We start from the raw sequence: 17,465 nt of genomic DNA, 5'->3' as shown, positions 1-17,465 counted from the left end.
ATCATGAAAAAACCCGCATTTTGCGGGTTTTTTATTGGAAATTCAGTATCAAATGATCATTCATCCGGTTAAATCAGTGCCTTAATCGCTTTTTTCTTCCACACAAACTGATAATACAGTCCCTGCATCATACACAGACTGACAAAGGCGAGTGCATAAGCGTACCAGATGCCTTTCAGTCCCCACCACTCGCTGAACAGCCATGCAGCAGGAATTTCAATACACACAATCGCTGCGATATTTAAGATCATGGGAACGGTCACTGTTCCGCTTGCCCGCATAATGGAGGCAAAAATAGAAGCAGCACCAAAAAACAGAATTGACCACAGCACAATAAACAGCAGATTCTGTCCCAGCTCAATCACGGTATCATCGGTAATGAAAAGTGCCATCAGATAGCGGGAAAACAGATAGGCAATCGCAATCAGTCCACCTGTAATTGCAATATTCATCAGCAGAGAAGTTCGGGTCACTTTGCGTAACAGCTCAGATTTTCCAGCCCCGATCGCCTGTGCAGCAAAAATGGATGCTGCAATGGAAATGGACAGCGCAGGGAACTGAATATAATTCAGCACCTGATTGACCGCACCATAGGCAGCCGTGGCATGTGCCCCATAATGATTGACCAGTCCGATAATCACCAGGCCTGCTGTCGAGGTGGTGACCATCTGAATGGCGGTTGGAATACCGAGCCGTAAAATAATTTTACTCAGTTGGGGCTGATGTCTGATATGACTGAATAAGGAAGCATCGGGTTTTAAAGGATGATCTTTTTTATTGAGGTAAATAAATAAAAAAATCAGCACCGCGATATAACCGATACTGGTGGCAAGGGCAGGTGCAATAATGCCCAGTTTCGGCATGTTGAAATAACCTGCAATAAAGACAGGCGTAATGATAATACCGATAATAATGGTCATGCTGGACGCAATCAGGGGCGTCACACTGTCACCGACACCCCGCAGAATCGAGGTATAGATAATATAAATAAACAGCAGCGGACTACCGGCCAGCATCCATTGCACATAGGGCAGGGACAGGTGCATGACACTTGGGTCTACGCCCAGCAGGATTAAAATTCTGTGTGCGGACAGAACTCCTGTAATGGCAATAATACTGCCACCGATCAGCGTCATAAACAGCGTGGAACCCACGACACAGCGCACTTTTTCTGTATTGCCTGCACCCCATGCCTGACCGACCAGTACCGTTGCACCAGACGAAATACCAATCACAAAAGCCAGCAGAAAAAACAGAATTGGGAAAAAAACGGAAATGGCGGCAATCGCATCCACACCCATCATCTGCCCAACAAAAACAGTATTAATCGTTCCTGACAGGTTTTGCAGAATATTGGTTGCAATCAAAGGAAGCAGAAAAATCAGAAATGTTTTCCAAAATTTTTCCTGGTTGACTAATTGAGTCTGTGCCATGTGTTTTCAGTATGCTCCTGCTGGACTCTGTCTGATCATTCGGGTGAATGATCAGACTTTGCTTACTGACGCTATCATCCCACAATCCTCTGGAAACTGGATAGTGGTGAATGGTTAAACAGCAGAAAGAATTTTTCCTGCAAGTACCAGCGTTTCCTCTTTTTTTGCAAAACAGAAACGGATCAGTCTCAGGTCTTCAGGGGGCTGCTGATAAAACACAGATACAGGAATAGCCACGATTTTATATTCTTCTGCCAGCAGCTTACACATCTCAGTATCGTTCAGGTCAGGATGAATGTCGCTGTAATCGACATTCTGAAAAAATGTTCCCTGGGATGGCAACAGTTTAAATCTTGAGTCCTGTAAACCGGAGTTGAACAGATCTCTTTTCTGCTGGTAGAAATCAGACAGTCCAGCAATATGTTCCGGATGATTCTGCATATAGCTAGCCAGTGCCATCTGAACAGGCGTTACACCACAGAAACTGGCAAACTGATAAACCTGTCGGAAGATTTTCATCAGTGCAGGTGAAGCCACGCAGTAGCCAGTTTTCCAGCCTGTGACATGGAATGTTTTACCGAATGATCCGATCACAAAACTGCGTTCACGCAGCGCAGGAAAGCTCAGCGCAGAGCGATGTTTTTCGCCGTCATAAATCAGATGTTCATAAACCTCATCGGACAGAACCACAATATTCTTATCCTGAATCAGCGCGGTTAATGTATGCCAGTCCTGTTCTGACCAGATTGCACCTGTTGGGTTGTGCGGTGTGTTGACAATAATCATACGGGTTCGGTCATTGATGGCATCTTTGACCTGATTCCAGTCGACAGAAAAGGCTGGCGCATTCAGTGCAATATGAATGGCTTTTGCTCCGACCAGCTGTATGCTGGGCGCATAGCTGTCATAGGCAGGATCAAACACAATGACTTCATCGCCAGCATGAACGATTGCCTGAATGGCACAGAAAATCGCAATGGTTGCCCCTGGAGTAATGGTGATTTCATGGACGGAATCCAACCTTAAACCATCACGCTTTTGAAAAACCTCTGCAACCTGTTCTCTTAAAGGCAACAATCCATCACCTGGCGCATACTGATTGTATCCGTCCTGAGTCGCCTGACTGAGTGCTTCCAGCAGTGCAGGAGGGGCGGGAAAATCAGGAAAACCCTGGGACAGGTTTAATGCATTCAGGCGTTGTGCCATAGCGGTCATGGTACTGAAAACAGTAACACCTTGCGCAGGAAGTTTGGACTGGAGGTTGATCATATTCAGTGGTCTGAAATGTCTGAAGTTGAAACTGAGTGTAGCAGGTCAGTTTTATCAGCTGAATAGCGCCAGGCAGATGGAGAGCTGTTTTTTAAACCTGATGATTTAAAATCAGAACGGGCGGTATTTTTTACGATTGATTATTCTGGTCTGACTGCATATCGCCGTGTCATTTTTTAGAAGATTCGTTGAACCTCGTGATGACACTCCCTGTGCTGTATAACAAAACAGGGAGTAAATGGATATATGGATTAAGCCAGTTCCACTTCAATGCCTTTTGCCAGACTGGAACGGTCATGCTGTGAATTCTGTTTAATTTTCAGATACGATTTTTTTAATAAACGACGGGACGTTCGGTTCAGTGGTTTTTCAATCCAGCCTGGAAGTTTCATGCCCAGAGGATTGGTTTCGGTTACGGATGCATCTGTGGTTACACGGGTTCCCATAATGTAGTCAAACCATGGACGGGTTACACACCAGTTGGCATTCTGATTGCTGGTCATGTGGTGATCATAATGCCAGGGAATACGCTTTCTGGCATACTCTGGGTCTAAGTGAGATCTGGCATGAACTTTCCAGTAATTATGAATTGAATAATAAAGACCCGCAGTAAAGAATGGCGCAACGGGTAAAAAAATGGTTGCTGCACCTGCCAGACCGATCAGTGCCGTTTTTTCATTATAAATTTCTGCATTTTTAAACATCGACTCGGCATAGCCCTCATCATGAAAGGCATTTAAACGCGCCCGTTTGTGATGTGCAATATGTGTAAAAAAAGGGCTGTTACGGTACTTACTAGGATACTCATGCAACCAGACTTTATGGGCGTACCACTCAATACCATTTGCAACAAAAAGACCTATCGGGAAGCCAAGCATACTGAAAATACTCCATTCACTGTTCTGTGAATTATAGGAGTGAACCCGCAGAACCTTTTGACCCTGACGGAGGCTGAAAACATGTCACTACAGTCAAAACCTTAACTTTGTTTGCGCTGACGGTATGCGGTCGGTGTTTCACCTGTCCAGCGTTTAAAAGCACGTGTAAATGCAGAATGCTCTGAAAAGCCGGTGAGATACACAATCTGATCCATCGTTTCCTGAGTTTCAGCAAGAAGTTTACGAGCCAGACGTTCACGGTACTGATTCAGAATATGCTCATAACTGGTCTCAATGGTCTGTAAATCTGTTCGCAGGGTACGTGGGCTGCAGTTCAGATGCTGGGCAATCAGGGCTTGATCAAACTGTCGGGATTCCAGCAGACCACTGCTGAACAGACGCTCAATTTTATAGACCAGCTGATATTTTTCCAGCTGATGAAGCTTCTGTTCTGCTAGGTCCTCATGAATTTTAAGCAGTTCAGGTTCGGCCGCCAGGGATGCTTTCTGCAACAGTGCAGCAGGGAAAAAAATTGCACCTTTACTTTCACTGAAGTGAACAGGGCAATCCCAGGCATCCATATATGTTTTTTGAGAGGCACTGGAAGCATAGGTCAGTGAAATCTGACTGGGTTGAAAATCTCCGTCGCTGATATATCTGAAAAATGTGAGCATAATACCAATGGCACATTCCAGGTAATGCCTGACTGGATGTTCAAGCCCAGACAGAACAGCAGTGTCTCCTTCCACGGTTAAAGAAAGCTCAAATACATCGGTCAGAATCTTCTGATAACGTAAAAAACGTGCTAAACCCTCACCAAAATTTGGACTGCTTAAAAACAGGTATTCAATGACCAGGCCACGGAAAACAGGCATATTGACACCAATATGCAAGCCAATATCCGGATTCTGGCTGATTTCTTCGGCAGCACTCCAGAATCTGTTCTGGGTGGAGTTGTTACGGCGGACAGTTTTTACAGGTGGTTGGTCGGGTAAATTTACACTTGCAAAAATGGACGCAACATCCATCCCCATTTTTTGCATGGTCTGATAGACCATCCATAAAAACATACCGGCATCTGAAGATTCTTTCGACATATTTAAAATAAAGTCCTGATGTTGTTATAGGGCTTAAGACCTGTATCTGATGCGGATAAAACGAATATTTTTTGTTGTATGGAGCAAAGCCCGTTCATCTTTCAATCTAACATTCAATCAGTGACAGAGGCAAAGGGTTTGCATCGGTTGAATTTTGGGTAATGAGAGTCATTTTTTCAGGATGGGTAATGCAGATTTATAATCATCTGAAAATAAAGATTTGTAAAAAGCTGTTATTCCTAAGTAGAAATGTCCTACCTAATAACCAAATAGAAATGTCCTATACAGACACTTCCAAGTCAAGCACAGGATTCAGATTTCGTTCTTTGATTACTGTTTTCTGTGCACGTCTGCTCGGCATCTTTTGAGAACGATTGCGTTTGTTTTGCTGTTCTAATTCTTCGTGCTGTTGTTGAATATGATTGAGAACAGCACCTAAACGTTTATTCTCAACAACCTCTCGCTGGTTGAGCTGACTTAATTTATCGAAGATGCTGTAATTGATTTTTCTTCCTTGATGTTCAATGGCTACCGTGCCATCCGGGTATTCCAGAAACTCAAGATACTTGCCGATCAACCTTTTATTTTCTTCGGTATTTTCCAGTAAATATACGCATTTATCATAAGTAATCGTCAGGCTGTTCGTGACTCTGCGGGGTTCACGCCAGGTAAAAACATCATCTAATTCTTCGGCTGTTTCAGTGACAGTCCGGTGTAGATCCTTGGGATTAAAGGCCATATTGGCAAATTTACGATTAAATTGCTCGATAAAGCAGGGCAGCCAGGCATTCGCTTGCTCAATCGAATAGATGCCTTCCAGGCGCATTTCTTTAATCAGACGGTCCTGAAGCGTTCTATTCGCCCGTTCTACACGGCCTTTGGCTTGTGGTGAATTGGCGAAGATGATATCGATATTGAGGGTACTGAGTACGCGTCCAAACTGGGTAATCTTGGTGTCTTTCTTGCTGCTTTGATTCACCCTGAAGACTGAATGTTTATCACTGTAAAACGCCAACGGCTTACCATGCTGCTCAACATACAAACGTGTTGAAATCATATAGTCAAATGCTGATTCCGACTCACAGAAACGTAAATGCTGTAATTTTCCTGTGGCATCATCGATAAATACCAGCAGACAGCACTTAGCAGCGCGTCCTTCAAACCAGTCATGGTGTGAGCCATCGATTTGAATCAGTTCACCATAACAATCTCGGTTATAACGAGGCTGATACGGGCGTTTCAGGCGCTTGGCGCGAGGAATCCACAGATCGGCTGCAATCATCCAGGAACGCAGTGTTTCCACTGAAATATCGAATCCATGAACAGTGGTGAGCTTTTCATGCGCTAAAGTGGGTCCGAAACCATGCAGTTGATCCGAAACAATATTGAGGCACTTGAGTCTGAGCTCTTCAGGAAGCCTGGAATTGCTGATTTGGCCACGTGCAGCATGTGCTAATGCAGCTGGGCCTTGAGCTTTGTATTTTTGCAATAAACGTCTGATCTGACGTTCTGAAATATGAAGTAGCTGAGCAGCTTGGGACTGGGTTATGCGTTGATCACAGATTTCTTGCAAGACCGACAATCGTTTAAGTTCTTTATCCGACATAGACACCAACATATCAAACCGTCCGCTAAGAAAATTGCAAAAGTGCATATTCTAAAAGCGGACATTTTTACTTTGGAGAAACCGGACATTTCTACTTGGGGCTTACAAAAGCATTTCGCATAACCCCCATTATGTTAAATGGAGTCTAATTTAGAGGGAATTTCTAGTTTCTGAGTTTTGAATAAGAGACTTTAAATACTTTTAAGCTGAATAATCGCTTCTCTTAAATTTGGATTGTCTTTTATAATTTTATTTATATTATCAACTAATATCTTAGCCTCAGAAATACATTCAGCTCTTACATGTAATGCACAATTATAAAAATCATTTAAAAAATCTTTAGTTAAAAATTCAGAAATAAATCTTCTATTATCTAGGTTGTATGTCATAAATATGTTATTCGGATCAGATATATTAAAAAAAGCTAAATTCATTTCATAGTTATCTTCCATGTGGCTAAAAGTTTCATTACGAAATTTTTTAATTTTATTATGTATTGTTAGTATATTTTTATTTTTTGAAAAAATTTTATCTTTACTTAACAGTGTTTTATACTTTGATTTTTTTTCATTTATGCTTTTTCTGTCAGTATGATTAAATGCTTTATAATATTGAATTGTTATTCCTGCCATTAAGTTTATAGATACATTGATAGAATCTGAAATATCATTTCTTTCAGTTAAATCTATTTTTGTTGCTAAAAATTGTATTGAGTGCCCAATACCATTTAAGATAACAATATATTCTAGTAAGTCATTGAGTCTATGTACTTTTTTTGAAATTAAAGATGATGGTAATTTTTTTGTATTAACAGTAATAGACATTTTTATAAAAACTACAAGTAAAATATATAATTTAAAAGGGAAACTATTTTACTAGCTTTTTATACAAGTAGAATCTTACCCGCCCCCTCTTTTATTCATTAACTAAATAATGAAATGATATAAAAAATACCAGTCGCAATAGCGACAAAAGATATCTCAAATTCAATAGTGAACTTAATCATTTTTGATCTCCATAGTTGATTTTCTAAAGTTGACCGTAAACTCGGTAACACCGAAATTTAGGGACGTTCATGCATACAATCGTATGATGCTTCACCACGTAGATGCTTCCTAACGTGGATCACTTTCCAAATACAAAACTATGAATAACAATGAGATTACGAGCATTCTATAAGTAATTTAAATTTTTTCAAGCGAAATATTTTTAAGTTATTGATTAAATCAACTCTCTCTATTTTTTAAAGATCTCCTAAAATTAACATAATACACCTTATGCGAAATGCTTGGAATTTTACTATAAGCATCAATATCTTAGTCTAAGCCGTTTCAGTATGCAGCGCACTGGAACGGCTTTTTTAATGATTCTTCACGTTCCACGCTTATAAAACAGGAAATTTTCACAAAAACTGCTTAGGACAACTAAGCAGTCAAATTGCAAAATCAATCACTGCACGAATCACACCCAAAGTCAGGCCAATAAATGCACCGACCACAACACCGTTAACACGGATCATATGCAGGTCACCACCGACTTCATTTTCAATCTTGGCAATCATTTCAGTGGAGTCCCATTCATGAATCCGCTCACTGATAAAACGGATCACTTTTTCACTGTACTGATCACTTAAGTTGATCGCAATACCGCTGATACGGTCATTCAGCAAATCACGTACAGACTGATTCTGAATCAGGTTTTCACCGACCTGCTGAATAGCCACCCGCAGATTCATGGCTAACCCTGAGTCAGCTTTCATCAGGTCATTTTTTACAGCATCACACAGAATAACCACAGCCCCTGAAATAAAATTCAGTACAGATTCACTGTCCAGCAGGGCATTTTTAGTTTCATTCAGACGGATACTGGCGGTGCTGTTATTATCAGCCAGCTGTAGCATCAACTGATGAGCAGCTTCTTCAATTTTCTGGCGGACAGGATGTTCATCATCGGCCAGCATGGATTCCACTTTTTCCAGTAAAGAATCTATGGTGCGCTGTTCCACATCAATCCCGATCCAGCTTGCACCTTTGGCAAGCCTTGACACCCCCAGTTCCTTGAACATGGTCTGAGTCAGTTCACGGGTTTTTTCTGGGTGATTGATCATCCATTCATGTGCAACATCCAGTCCACGCTGTAACACATCCTGATGGAAGTCGTTGTCGAGTACAGCTCGCAGCATCTCGCTCGCCAGCTGATTCATGTGAGTATTTCTGACCCATTGAACACAGTTGTTCTGAATAAACTGTCCAATCTGTTCCTGACCGACAAATTCAAAAATTTTAGGAACAGTCTGCTGAATGACTTCAACGACCTGACCATTGTTCTGTGGGTTGGCAAGCCATTGACCGACTGCCATACTTAAATCTGTGTTTTTAAGACTTCGTTCAACCACCTGAGGGGATAAAAAATTTTCTTGGACAAAGCGTCCCATGGACTCCGCGATACGGGCTTTGTTACGTGGAATAATTTCGGTATGGTCTTTTAAAAAACGGGGAATTGGAATTTTTCCAAAAGGGTTACGGAACAGAACGGTAATGGCGTACCAGTCTGCTAAACCACCGACCACACCGGCTTCAGCACCGAGCATAAGGATATGAATAAACCAGGCATATTCAGGCAGCAGTTTTGCAGAAACAATCAATGCAAACCAGGCCACCACTGCAACCACTAAAGCAATGGTTGCAAAGCGTTTACTGCGATCCAGACCTGGAACTTCATGGGCTGATTCACTGTGTTCAATTCCGCTCATGCATTGTCCTAAAAATGATTATTTAGCTGATAGTACAGTAACAGGTTGTGGCTGGAGTACCTGTCCTGTCGGACTGACGCCATATTTTTGACCGAGGGACTGTAAAATCAGACGGGCGTCAAAAGCATCATCAGGTGCAGTTTTCTGTGTTTTATAGCATTCAATGGTATAGGACACCTGAACAGGGTCAATATTGACCACCTGTGGCATGTCATAAAACGGATCAGGCCAGAAACCTGGATAACGACGATAATACCCGTAAGGGGGATACATTGGGGTTGGATAGACCACTGCCTGTCTTGGTGGCTGCTGGTTACGGTTGCTCGGATCATCTATAACTTTAAAAAACTGAAAACCGTTCTGAAGCGCAGTCTGAGCAGATTTCACCAGGGTAATTTCTTCTGCTGTACCAAAACTGAAATTTGGACGTGCAACAAAGCTGACACGATAGGTCTGCGCATTCAGCGGAACAGTGTTGTACTGCCCAAGCTGATCAAAAGTCAGTGGTTTGGATGGTGTGGTGGCACAGCCTGTCAGACTCAGAGCAGCTGCCAGGCTCAGGCAGGTTATGACTTTTTTCATATTAAGCTCCTTAAAAAACCGGACAGGGAAAACAGGTGTTGATCATCTCAGAATTTGATGGATTAAGCATGAATTTCAAGAAGAATTTTGTTACCCGATGGACAGGCATTATAAATTTGTAGCGTCACTTTTTATTCAAAAAATAACTTCAGAGTTGATCAGATGAATCAAAGTGTCCTGGTGACTGGGTGAATATCAATACTTCAGGGATTTGATATACTCCAAGCAAATGAAAGGGTTGATTATGAATTGAATGAGTATTCAGATTAAAGGTTATATTGCGACAAGCGCAGATGGTTATATTGCAACAAAAGATGGCTCAGTTGACTTTTTGACGCCCTGGCAGGCAATTGACTGTGGCTATAACGACTTTATTCAGGAGATTGATATCGTCGTTATGGGGCGTAAAACTTATGAGGTGATCTGTTCCTTTGGCGGTGAATGGCCATACCCAGATCAAAAAGGATTTATCGTCACTTCTGATTCTTCACTGGACTTAATCCATTCGTCACTTTCAATATGGAATCATGGTGTTCATGAGTTGGTCGACCATCTCAGACAGAACTTTGAGGGAAATGTCTGGGTGGTGGGAGGAACGCAGTTACAGAATTCATTCCTTGAACACAATTTACTGAACAGTCTGGAGGTTTTTGTGATGCCGGTGTTACTTGGTGATGGTATTCCGCTGTTTCCGGGCTTTAAGTCGAATGTTCAACCGTTGAAATCCATACAGGCTGAAATGATTGAAAATACGGTCATTAAAAAAACTTATATTTTTTAATGACTGCTTAAAAATAAGATTGTTCAATTGATGAAGGATGCTGCTGCAAACCGTAGGGTGTCTGCAACAGCTTTTACTGATCAGAAACTGCTGTTGGGCTGTTTTAAAAATTCGATTTCTTCCGCAGTTGATTCACGTCCTAAAATTGCATTGCGATGTGGATAACGTCCAAAACGGTCAATAATCACTTTGTGTTTCTTTTCAAAATCTAAATTGATCGGATTGCCCAGTGTTTCAAACAGTTGCAGTGCCTGTTCATGAATCAAGCGGGATTCGCTGTGCATAAAGGGCATATACAGAAAAGAGCGCTGTTCCGGTTTTAACTGATCATCCTGCCCAAGCAGAATGCACTCCTGAGCCAGCGTCAGCGCCTGTGCATCCTGAGCAAAGGATTCTGGACTGTCTCTGAACAGATTGCGTGAGAACTGATCCAGCACAATAATTTCAGCCAGTCGGCCTTCTGCGCTGGTGCGCCATTGCCAAAGTTCTGCCTGACGTGCCTGCAATAACAGATTTTTAAACTTTTTTTCTATGAGTTGATCGAAGTCTGTGCTCTTAGCAAACCATAGAGGCTGTGTGTCTGAGCTGAACCAGAAGTCCAGAATTTCCTGATATTTCATGTGTTTTACAATTCATTAGCATTTATTCAGCAATACAATCACAAATTTTGAGTGTCTTATACAGTAAGTTTGTGATAAAAAATTGCGGAAATTTAAATATCTGTTTTGCCTGGAAAGCAATCAGGATGTCATATGACATTAAAAAATCACGGTATACTGATATAAACTGATGATTTTATTTAGCCGTATTCTGAAAAAAGCGAGATTGCAATGAGTCAACCCACACCAAAAGCTCTGGCTGTACTTCCAACCTGGGTGGATTCATCGCTGTTGAAAGGGATGCTGCGGGGGATTGAGCGTGAAAGCCTGCGTATGCAGAGTAATGGCTTTCTGTCACAGGCAGATCATCCCGCAACATTAGGTTCGGCACTGACACATCCGCACATCACGACAGACTATTCTGAAGCACTGATGGAGTTTATTACGCCACCGAAAGCCAGTATTCCTGAAGCACTGAATTTTCTTGCCGATATTCACGCGGTTGTTCATGCTCAGCTGGAAAACGGGGAAAAGCTGTGGCCTTTATCCATGCCATGTATGCTGGATGATAATGAAGAAAATATCCGTCTGGCACAGTATGGTTCGTCCAATATCGGAAAATTTAAAACACTGTACCGCCGTGGACTGGGCGTGCGTTATGGTCGCCGTATGCAGACCATTTCAGGTGTTCATTATAATATTTCATTCCCGGACCATTTATTTGAGCAGTTGCAGCAACACGAATCTGACGATGCTTTAAAGGCGCTGAATCTTCAGGATTACCGCAGTCACCGTTATCTAGGGCTGGTGCGCAACTTTATCCGTCTGACTCCGCTTGTGGTGTATCTGATCGGTTCCAGTCCTTCGGTGTGCCGTTGCTTTATGACAGGTCGTGAGCATCAGTTGCTGCCGCTGGTGAAAGGGACGCTGCATTTGCCTTATGCAACCGCACTGCGTATGGGGAGTTTCGGTTATCAGAACTCTGCACAGAAGCAGTTGGGCATCCATTACAACAACTTAAAATGCTATGTGGCAGAACTGCAGAAGGCAGTGCATACACCATACCCACCGTTTACACACCTGGGACTGAATGATGCGCAGGGTGAGCCTGTACAGATTAATGACCATGTGCTGCAGATTGAAAATGAATACTACAGTCTGGTGCGTCCTAAGCAGGTACCTAAAGCAGGTGAAACACCGTCTCAGGCTCTTGCGAACCGTGGTATTGGCTATGTGGAATTACGTGCGGTTGATGTCAATCCGTATAACCCTGTAGGTATTGATGAAACCACTGCCGCTTTCCTGGAAGTGCTTGCGTTGTACTGTCTGCTGAAAGACAGTCCTGAACTGCTTGAGCCTGAGCAGGATTTACTTGATCTGAATCATGCAGAAGTGGTGAACCGTGGCCGTGCGCCGAATGCAAAAATACTGGCTGCCGATGGTGAAACTGCACTGGTTGAATGGGTGCAGACACATGTCACTGCCATGCAGGAACTGGCTGAGCTGCTGAATCAGACCTATGACACAGAGTTGTACAGTCAGGCGCTCGTGCTCATGCAGAACCGTATCACTGATGTGGATGCAACATTATCTGCACAGGTGATTTCAGATACACTTGAACATGGTGGTACCTGGAGCTTTGGCAGTTTCATGGCACAACAGCATGCAGATGTGTACGCATCTCATCCGCTGTCTTCAGATGTACAGACTTATTTTGACCATGCCGCTCAACAGTCTCTTCAGCAGCAACAGCAGCTTGAACAGGATGAGAGCATCAGTTTTGAACAATATCTTGCTGATTTCAGATAGCAGGGAACAGATAAAAATTAAGAGGTTTCGCCATGCAGAAGAGTTATCGCCTGGTCAGTGGTCTGCTGGTTCTTGCCAGTATTGTCGGTATGGCATTTGCTTTGTATCTGGAGCACGGACAGGGGCTTTCGCCATGCCCACTGTGTGTATTTCAGCGCGTTGGTCTGATTGGACTGGGGCTGATCTCACTGATTGCATTTATTCATAATCCTAAAACAGGTGCATTCCGTCGCATTTATGCATTTCTTGGACTGGCATCCATTGGCTGGGCAGCAGGTGTTGCAGCCCGTCATGTATGGTTACAGAACCTGCCACCGGATCAGGTGCCAAGCTGTGGACCGGGTCTGGATTACTGGATGGATACTTTGCCGTTAAAATCTGTTTTTGAGCAGGTTCTGACAGGATCGGGTGAATGTGCACTGGTGGACTGGACCTTCCTGGGGCAGTCTTTACCGGTATGGTCACTGGTGTTTTTCAGTGTGCTGGTGCTGATCAGTCTGTGGCAGTTATTCAGAAAATATCCTGCCTGAACAGAGTAAAATAAAAAAAGCCAGCAGTTCTGCTGGCTTTTTTTATGGACTGCACTTAAGTCAGCGCAATACCTTCAAGGCTTTTTAGGTGAATAATATATTCACGGATCTGTTCTTCAGCCTCAATATCATGAACCGGATAAAACCATTTGGCGACCTGTTCAGCCACGCTTGAGTGATACTGAATTTCAAAGTGATTCAGACCATAAAATACTGCTTTATGTGACTCAGGCAGTTTGAGCTGGAAGCGTGGGTTTGGATGTTCACCCAGAGCACTTTTAACACTGACCAGATAGTCACCGATCACTTTTCGGGTTCTGTTCCTGCGATGTTCATGTTCAATGGTTCCAGCCACAAGGAAAGTGTTGATATGCGACGGTAATGGTGCAGGTTTACGGTTATCGTCCATCAGCCCAATACGGATATTATTGTGTTCCCAGTCATCATCACGGACGCTGCCGAAACGCAGATCCAGAATTCCGTTACTGCGGATGTTGACCACATGACCAATAATTTTCACCACAGGCAGGCGTCCCAGTTTTTCCTGCAGTGCAAAGCCAAAGCGTTCAAGTACCGCACCATGATGCGGTGATCCGAGACAGACCAGATTTTCCACCAGCTGAACCCATTCATACATGTTCTGCTTGCCATAGAACAGGGCACTGCGCGAGATCAACCCTCCCATGCTGTGCCCAATCAGATCAATACTGGTGATCCGTGGGTTACGGTGAATCAGATCTTCAAGTGTATTTGCCAGACTGCGTCCATTGGCTGAAATACGGCGACCTGAATTATAATTCAGATAAATCATGGTGTTGTGATCACGCTGTGCCAGCAGTTTTTCACCGATACCACCGAAATTCCGGTTGCTCCAGTCCAGATGGTTCATACACAGACCATGAGCAAACACGACGACACGACCGGTCAGCTCACCTTGCTGCACAGCACCATAATGGTCATACAGTGCCATTGGGAGTGCCATCGGATTCTGCTGTTCAAGCAGATAATCACCCAGCACCCCATTTAAAGCACCAATCAGAAAATGCATGGTGGGCGTTAAGGGCTTCTCGTGCAGATTAGGGAATTTTTCAATAATCTGCCGCAGACCAGGAGCCAGAAAATAATTACCATAATTCTGGAGTGAGCTGTATCCGAACTGATAAATTTTGTCGACATAGGAAATTTTTTGAAACTTTAAGGATTTCTGTTTGCTCAGACCAAAAATACTGAGCAGCATTTCACGCTGAATGCTCTGAATCAGATCCTGTACAACACCGGTCAGACGTGTACTGACCAGCTGTGCCAGTCCTTCAAGTACATCAGCCTGACTGGGTGGCGTCCTGTCCCATTTACAGTAAGTTTCATGCAGTGGTGTTAAACTTGGCATAGTTGTTTTCTGCCCCTATATTGTCTTTATACCTTGCTCTTTATTTTTCATCAGGATCGAGGTATAAATCTGTACGCTTTCATCTTATGTTGTTCATCCCGAACAGCTTTTAAAATACATGATGAATGCACCCATGCTTTAATTTTTTTGTCGGACAATTCTTAAGCTCATACAAATTAAAACACAAATGTGATATATGTCTCATTTTGAAATCTAAAACAGACTGGATAAATTTGCAATAAAAACAGATGAACGTCATTTATTTACATGGATTTAACAGTAGTCCATATTCCATCAAAGGGCAACAGCTGAAACATTATGCAGATGAGCGTGATGATCTGGTGGTGCATCTGCCTGATCTGAATATGCCGCCACTGGACGCAGTGGAAAAAGTGGCTCAGCTGATTCAGGACTTGGAACAGGCGGCACTGATCGGAAGCAGTCTGGGAGGCTTTTATGCGACACAGCTGGTCGCAAAGTATGGTGTGCCTGCTGTACTCATCAATCCTGCCATGCGACCATGGCAGCTGTTCAGAACACTGTTTGCTGAAGCACAGCTGCCTTATCAGGTGACTGCACAATGGTCACTGGATCATGCCCAGCTGGATCAGCTTGAACATATGGCAGTACCATCTGTTCAGTATGCAGACAGTCTGCTGGTGCTGTTGCAGCAGGGCGATGAAGTTTTGGATTATCGTGAAGCAGAACTGTATTATAGTGCAGGGCAGCATCAGTCACTGATCATGACAGAAATGCATGGTAACCATGCAATGGAAAATTTTGCAGATAAAATCCCGATGGTCTTACAGTTTTTATCGGATTGCATAAAATTAAGGAAACATTAAAACGTGTCTCAATATACGGCTCAATCACTTGAAGTTTTATCTGGTCTGGACCCTGTGCGCCGTCGCCCAGGGATGTATACCGATACTTCACGACCGAACCATCTTGCACAGGAGGTGATTGATAACTCTGTCGATGAGGCACTTGCAGGACACGCCAGTAAAATTACCGTCACGGTCTATAAAGACGGCTCCTTATCTGTTGAAGACAATGGTCGTGGTATGCCGGTCGATATTCACCCTGAATATGGGCAGAGCGGGATTGAAATTATTCTGACTAAACTGCATGCGGGCGGTAAATTCAGCACGGATAACTATCAGTTCTCAGGTGGTTTGCATGGTGTGGGGATTTCCGTCGTCAATGCCTTGTCAGATCGCGTTGAAGTGGAGGTTCAGCGTCAGGGCAATCTGTATAAAATGGCGTTTGAACATGGTGAAGCTGTTGCGCCACTGGAAGTCCTGGAAGGTAAAGCGCCGAAGCGTGCTTCAGGAACGACCGTTCATTTCTGGCCAGAAGCTAAATATTTCGACTCTCCAAAATTTGCTTTAAAAGCCTTAAAACATAATTTAAAAGCCAAAGCGGTACTAGCTGCTGGCTTGCAGATTATTTATATCGATCAGATCAATGATGAAAAAATAGAATGGCAGTTTGAAAATGGTCTGGTTGACTATTTGATGGATGAACTGGAAGATCGTGAAATTTTACCTGAGCCTGCTTTTGTTGCCACAGGTGAAGCTGAACGTGCTAGTGCTGAATTTGCGATCTGTTGGAATGTTGAAGGCGGTGAACAGATTCAGGAAAGTTACGTTAACCTGATCCCGACTGCACAAGGCGGTACGCATGTGAATGGCTTGCGTTCAGGTGTCACTGATGCGATGCGTGAGTTCTGTGAGCTGCGTAACTTGTTGCCACGTAACATGAAATTGTCAGCAGAAGATGTCTGGGATGGTGTGAACTACATTCTGTCTTTAAAATTTCAGGAACCCCAGTTTTCAGGTCAGACCAAAGAACGTCTTTCCAGTCGTGAAGCATCCAGTATCGTTTTAAATATTGCCAAAGATGCGTTTGCTTTATGGCTCAACCAGAACTCTGATGTGGCAATGCAACTTGCTGAAATGGTGATTGCCAAAGCAGGTCGTCGTTTAAAAGCTGCGAAAAAAGTTGAACGTAAGAAAATCGTTGCAGGTCCAACTTTACCTGGTAAATTGTCAGACTGTGTAGGGCACAGCCTTGAAGAATCTGAACTGTTTATTGTGGAAGGTGACTCTGCGGGCGGTTCTGCAAAACAGGCGCGTGATAAAAATTTCCAGGCGATCATGCCGATTCGTGGGAAAATTTTAAATACCTGGGAAGTGTCTTCAGATGAAGTTCTAGCTTCTCAGGAAGTCCATAATATTGCGATTGCCATCGGTGTGGATCCAGGCAGTGATGATTTGTCTGAACTGCGTTATGGCAAAATCTGTATCCTTGCCGATGCGGACTCAGATGGTTTGCATATCGCGACCTTGCTTTGTGCTTTATTCGTCAAGCATTTCCCGGCAATGGTGGATGCAGGGCATCTGTATGTGGCTATGCCACCACTGTTCCGTATTGATGATGCGAAAGACGTGCATTATGCGTTGGATGAGCAAGAGTTAGAGGCTATCTTAAAGAAAGTTAAAACGAAAAATCCACAGATTACCCGATTTAAGGGATTGGGTGAGATGAACGCAAGTCAGTTGCGTGAAACCACTTTAGATCCGAATACACGCCGTCTGGTACAGCTGGATCTGGATGATACTCAGCTAACTGCGAATTTACTGGATAAATTACTTGCCAAAAAACGTTCAGGCGATCGTAAAGACTGGCTGGAGCAGAAAGGTAATTTAGCTGATCTAGGTGTGTGATCAAGCCTTGAAA

The 17,465-nt window shown here is 43.3% G+C and carries 15 protein-coding genes; 5 read left to right on the top strand and 10 right to left on the bottom strand.

Annotated elements, in window-relative coordinates; all coding sequences use genetic code 11:
• Window positions 1-68 precede the first annotated feature (68 nt).
• The 8 genes from CDG60_RS17570 to CDG60_RS17525 form a co-directional block, all read right to left on the bottom strand.
• Window positions 69-1,433 (bottom strand): MATE family efflux transporter, encoded by a 1,365-nt coding sequence (locus CDG60_RS17570; protein ID WP_087513671.1) that lies wholly within the window; start codon window positions 1,431-1,433, stop codon window positions 69-71.
• 114 nt (window positions 1,434-1,547) lie between these two features.
• Window positions 1,548-2,702 (bottom strand): methionine aminotransferase, encoded by a 1,155-nt coding sequence (locus tag CDG60_RS17565; protein ID WP_087513672.1) that lies wholly within the window; start codon window positions 2,700-2,702, stop codon window positions 1,548-1,550.
• 251 nt (window positions 2,703-2,953) lie between these two features.
• Window positions 2,954-3,580, bottom strand: coding sequence for a sterol desaturase family protein (locus tag CDG60_RS17560; RefSeq protein WP_087513673.1), 627 nt, complete (start codon window positions 3,578-3,580; stop codon window positions 2,954-2,956).
• A gap of 101 nt (window positions 3,581-3,681) precedes the next feature.
• The gene (locus CDG60_RS17555) at window positions 3,682-4,677 is read right to left on the bottom strand and encodes an AraC family transcriptional regulator (protein ID WP_087513674.1); all 996 of its coding nucleotides are present in this window, start codon (window positions 4,675-4,677) and stop codon (window positions 3,682-3,684) included.
• 280 nt (window positions 4,678-4,957) lie between these two features.
• A complete protein-coding gene (locus CDG60_RS17545) occupies window positions 4,958-6,283 on the bottom strand; it encodes an ISNCY family transposase (RefSeq protein WP_079393426.1) in 1,326 nt (441 codons plus the stop codon).
• Window positions 6,284-6,474: 191 nt separating this feature from the next.
• Window positions 6,475-7,107: a hypothetical protein gene (locus tag CDG60_RS17535; protein ID WP_160117079.1), complete on the bottom strand. Its 633-nt coding sequence runs from the start codon at window positions 7,105-7,107 to the stop codon at window positions 6,475-6,477.
• A gap of 608 nt (window positions 7,108-7,715) precedes the next feature.
• Entirely contained in the window at window positions 7,716-9,035 is a 1,320-nt protein-coding gene (locus tag CDG60_RS17530; RefSeq protein WP_087511991.1) for a DUF445 domain-containing protein, read from the bottom strand.
• Window positions 9,036-9,053: 18 nt separating this feature from the next.
• Window positions 9,054-9,617: a CC0125/CC1285 family lipoprotein gene (locus CDG60_RS17525; protein ID WP_087511992.1), complete on the bottom strand. Its 564-nt coding sequence runs from the start codon at window positions 9,615-9,617 to the stop codon at window positions 9,054-9,056.
• Between the two features lie 253 nt (window positions 9,618-9,870).
• On the opposite strand from CDG60_RS17525, the gene CDG60_RS17520 reads away from it, so the two are divergent.
• Window positions 9,871-10,398, top strand: a complete 528-nt coding sequence (locus tag CDG60_RS17520; protein ID WP_087511993.1) for a dihydrofolate reductase family protein — start codon at window positions 9,871-9,873, stop codon at window positions 10,396-10,398.
• Between the two features lie 80 nt (window positions 10,399-10,478).
• On the opposite strand, the gene CDG60_RS17515 is transcribed toward CDG60_RS17520, so the two are convergent.
• Entirely contained in the window at window positions 10,479-11,018 is a 540-nt protein-coding gene (locus CDG60_RS17515) for a DUF924 family protein (RefSeq protein ID WP_087511994.1), read from the bottom strand.
• 210 nt (window positions 11,019-11,228) lie between these two features.
• Between CDG60_RS17515 and gshA the strand changes: the two genes are divergently transcribed.
• Window positions 11,229-12,806, top strand: a complete 1,578-nt coding sequence (gshA, locus tag CDG60_RS17510) for a glutamate--cysteine ligase (protein WP_087511995.1) — start codon at window positions 11,229-11,231, stop codon at window positions 12,804-12,806.
• A 32-nt stretch (window positions 12,807-12,838) separates the two neighbouring features.
• On the top strand, window positions 12,839-13,336 hold the full coding sequence (locus tag CDG60_RS17505) for a disulfide bond formation protein B (RefSeq protein ID WP_087511996.1): 498 nt from the start codon (window positions 12,839-12,841) through the stop codon (window positions 13,334-13,336).
• 55 nt (window positions 13,337-13,391) lie between these two features.
• Here CDG60_RS17505 and CDG60_RS17500 read toward each other — a convergent pair whose 3' ends face one another.
• Window positions 13,392-14,723 (bottom strand): PGAP1-like alpha/beta domain-containing protein, encoded by a 1,332-nt coding sequence (locus CDG60_RS17500; RefSeq protein WP_087511997.1) that lies wholly within the window; start codon window positions 14,721-14,723, stop codon window positions 13,392-13,394.
• Window positions 14,724-14,971: 248 nt separating this feature from the next.
• Between CDG60_RS17500 and CDG60_RS17495 the strand changes: the two genes are divergently transcribed.
• Complete coding sequence (locus tag CDG60_RS17495) at window positions 14,972-15,568, top strand: YqiA/YcfP family alpha/beta fold hydrolase (protein WP_087511998.1); 597 nt, start codon at window positions 14,972-14,974, stop codon at window positions 15,566-15,568.
• A 3-nt stretch (window positions 15,569-15,571) separates the two neighbouring features.
• A complete protein-coding gene (gene parE / locus CDG60_RS17490; RefSeq protein ID WP_087511999.1) occupies window positions 15,572-17,452 on the top strand; it encodes a DNA topoisomerase IV subunit B in 1,881 nt (626 codons plus the stop codon).
• Window positions 17,453-17,465 lie beyond the last annotated feature (13 nt).

Origin of the sequence: Acinetobacter chinensis (assembly GCF_002165375.2) — a bacterium.
In the GTDB taxonomy this organism is placed as follows: Bacteria; Pseudomonadota; Gammaproteobacteria; order Pseudomonadales; family Moraxellaceae; genus Acinetobacter; species Acinetobacter chinensis.
Note: the sequence above shows the minus strand (reverse complement) of the source record. Positions and strands in the feature narration are given on the sequence as shown.

Excerpts from the sequence above, each read along its gene's own strand:
- CDG60_RS17570 (WP_087513671.1), bottom strand. The coding sequence starts at position 1,433 with ATGGCACAGACTCAATTAGTCAACCAGGAAAAATTTTGGAAAACATTT.
- CDG60_RS17565 (WP_087513672.1), bottom strand. The coding sequence starts at position 2,702 with ATGATCAACCTCCAGTCCAAACTTCCTGCGCAAGGTGTTACTGTTTTC.
- CDG60_RS17560 (WP_087513673.1), bottom strand. The coding sequence starts at position 3,580 with ATGCTTGGCTTCCCGATAGGTCTTTTTGTTGCAAATGGTATTGAGTGG.
- CDG60_RS17555 (WP_087513674.1), bottom strand. The coding sequence starts at position 4,677 with ATGTCGAAAGAATCTTCAGATGCCGGTATGTTTTTATGGATGGTCTAT.
- CDG60_RS17545 (WP_079393426.1), bottom strand. The coding sequence starts at position 6,283 with ATGTCGGATAAAGAACTTAAACGATTGTCGGTCTTGCAAGAAATCTGT.
- CDG60_RS17535 (WP_160117079.1), bottom strand. The coding sequence starts at position 7,107 with ATGTCTATTACTGTTAATACAAAAAAATTACCATCATCTTTAATTTCA.
- CDG60_RS17530 (WP_087511991.1), bottom strand. The coding sequence starts at position 9,035 with ATGAGCGGAATTGAACACAGTGAATCAGCCCATGAAGTTCCAGGTCTG.
- CDG60_RS17525 (WP_087511992.1), bottom strand. The coding sequence starts at position 9,617 with ATGAAAAAAGTCATAACCTGCCTGAGCCTGGCAGCTGCTCTGAGTCTG.
- CDG60_RS17520 (WP_087511993.1), top strand. The coding sequence starts at position 9,871 with ATGAGTATTCAGATTAAAGGTTATATTGCGACAAGCGCAGATGGTTAT.
- CDG60_RS17515 (WP_087511994.1), bottom strand. The coding sequence starts at position 11,018 with ATGAAATATCAGGAAATTCTGGACTTCTGGTTCAGCTCAGACACACAG.
- gshA (WP_087511995.1), top strand. The coding sequence starts at position 11,229 with ATGAGTCAACCCACACCAAAAGCTCTGGCTGTACTTCCAACCTGGGTG.
- CDG60_RS17505 (WP_087511996.1), top strand. The coding sequence starts at position 12,839 with ATGCAGAAGAGTTATCGCCTGGTCAGTGGTCTGCTGGTTCTTGCCAGT.
- CDG60_RS17500 (WP_087511997.1), bottom strand. The coding sequence starts at position 14,723 with ATGCCAAGTTTAACACCACTGCATGAAACTTACTGTAAATGGGACAGG.
- CDG60_RS17495 (WP_087511998.1), top strand. The coding sequence starts at position 14,972 with ATGAACGTCATTTATTTACATGGATTTAACAGTAGTCCATATTCCATC.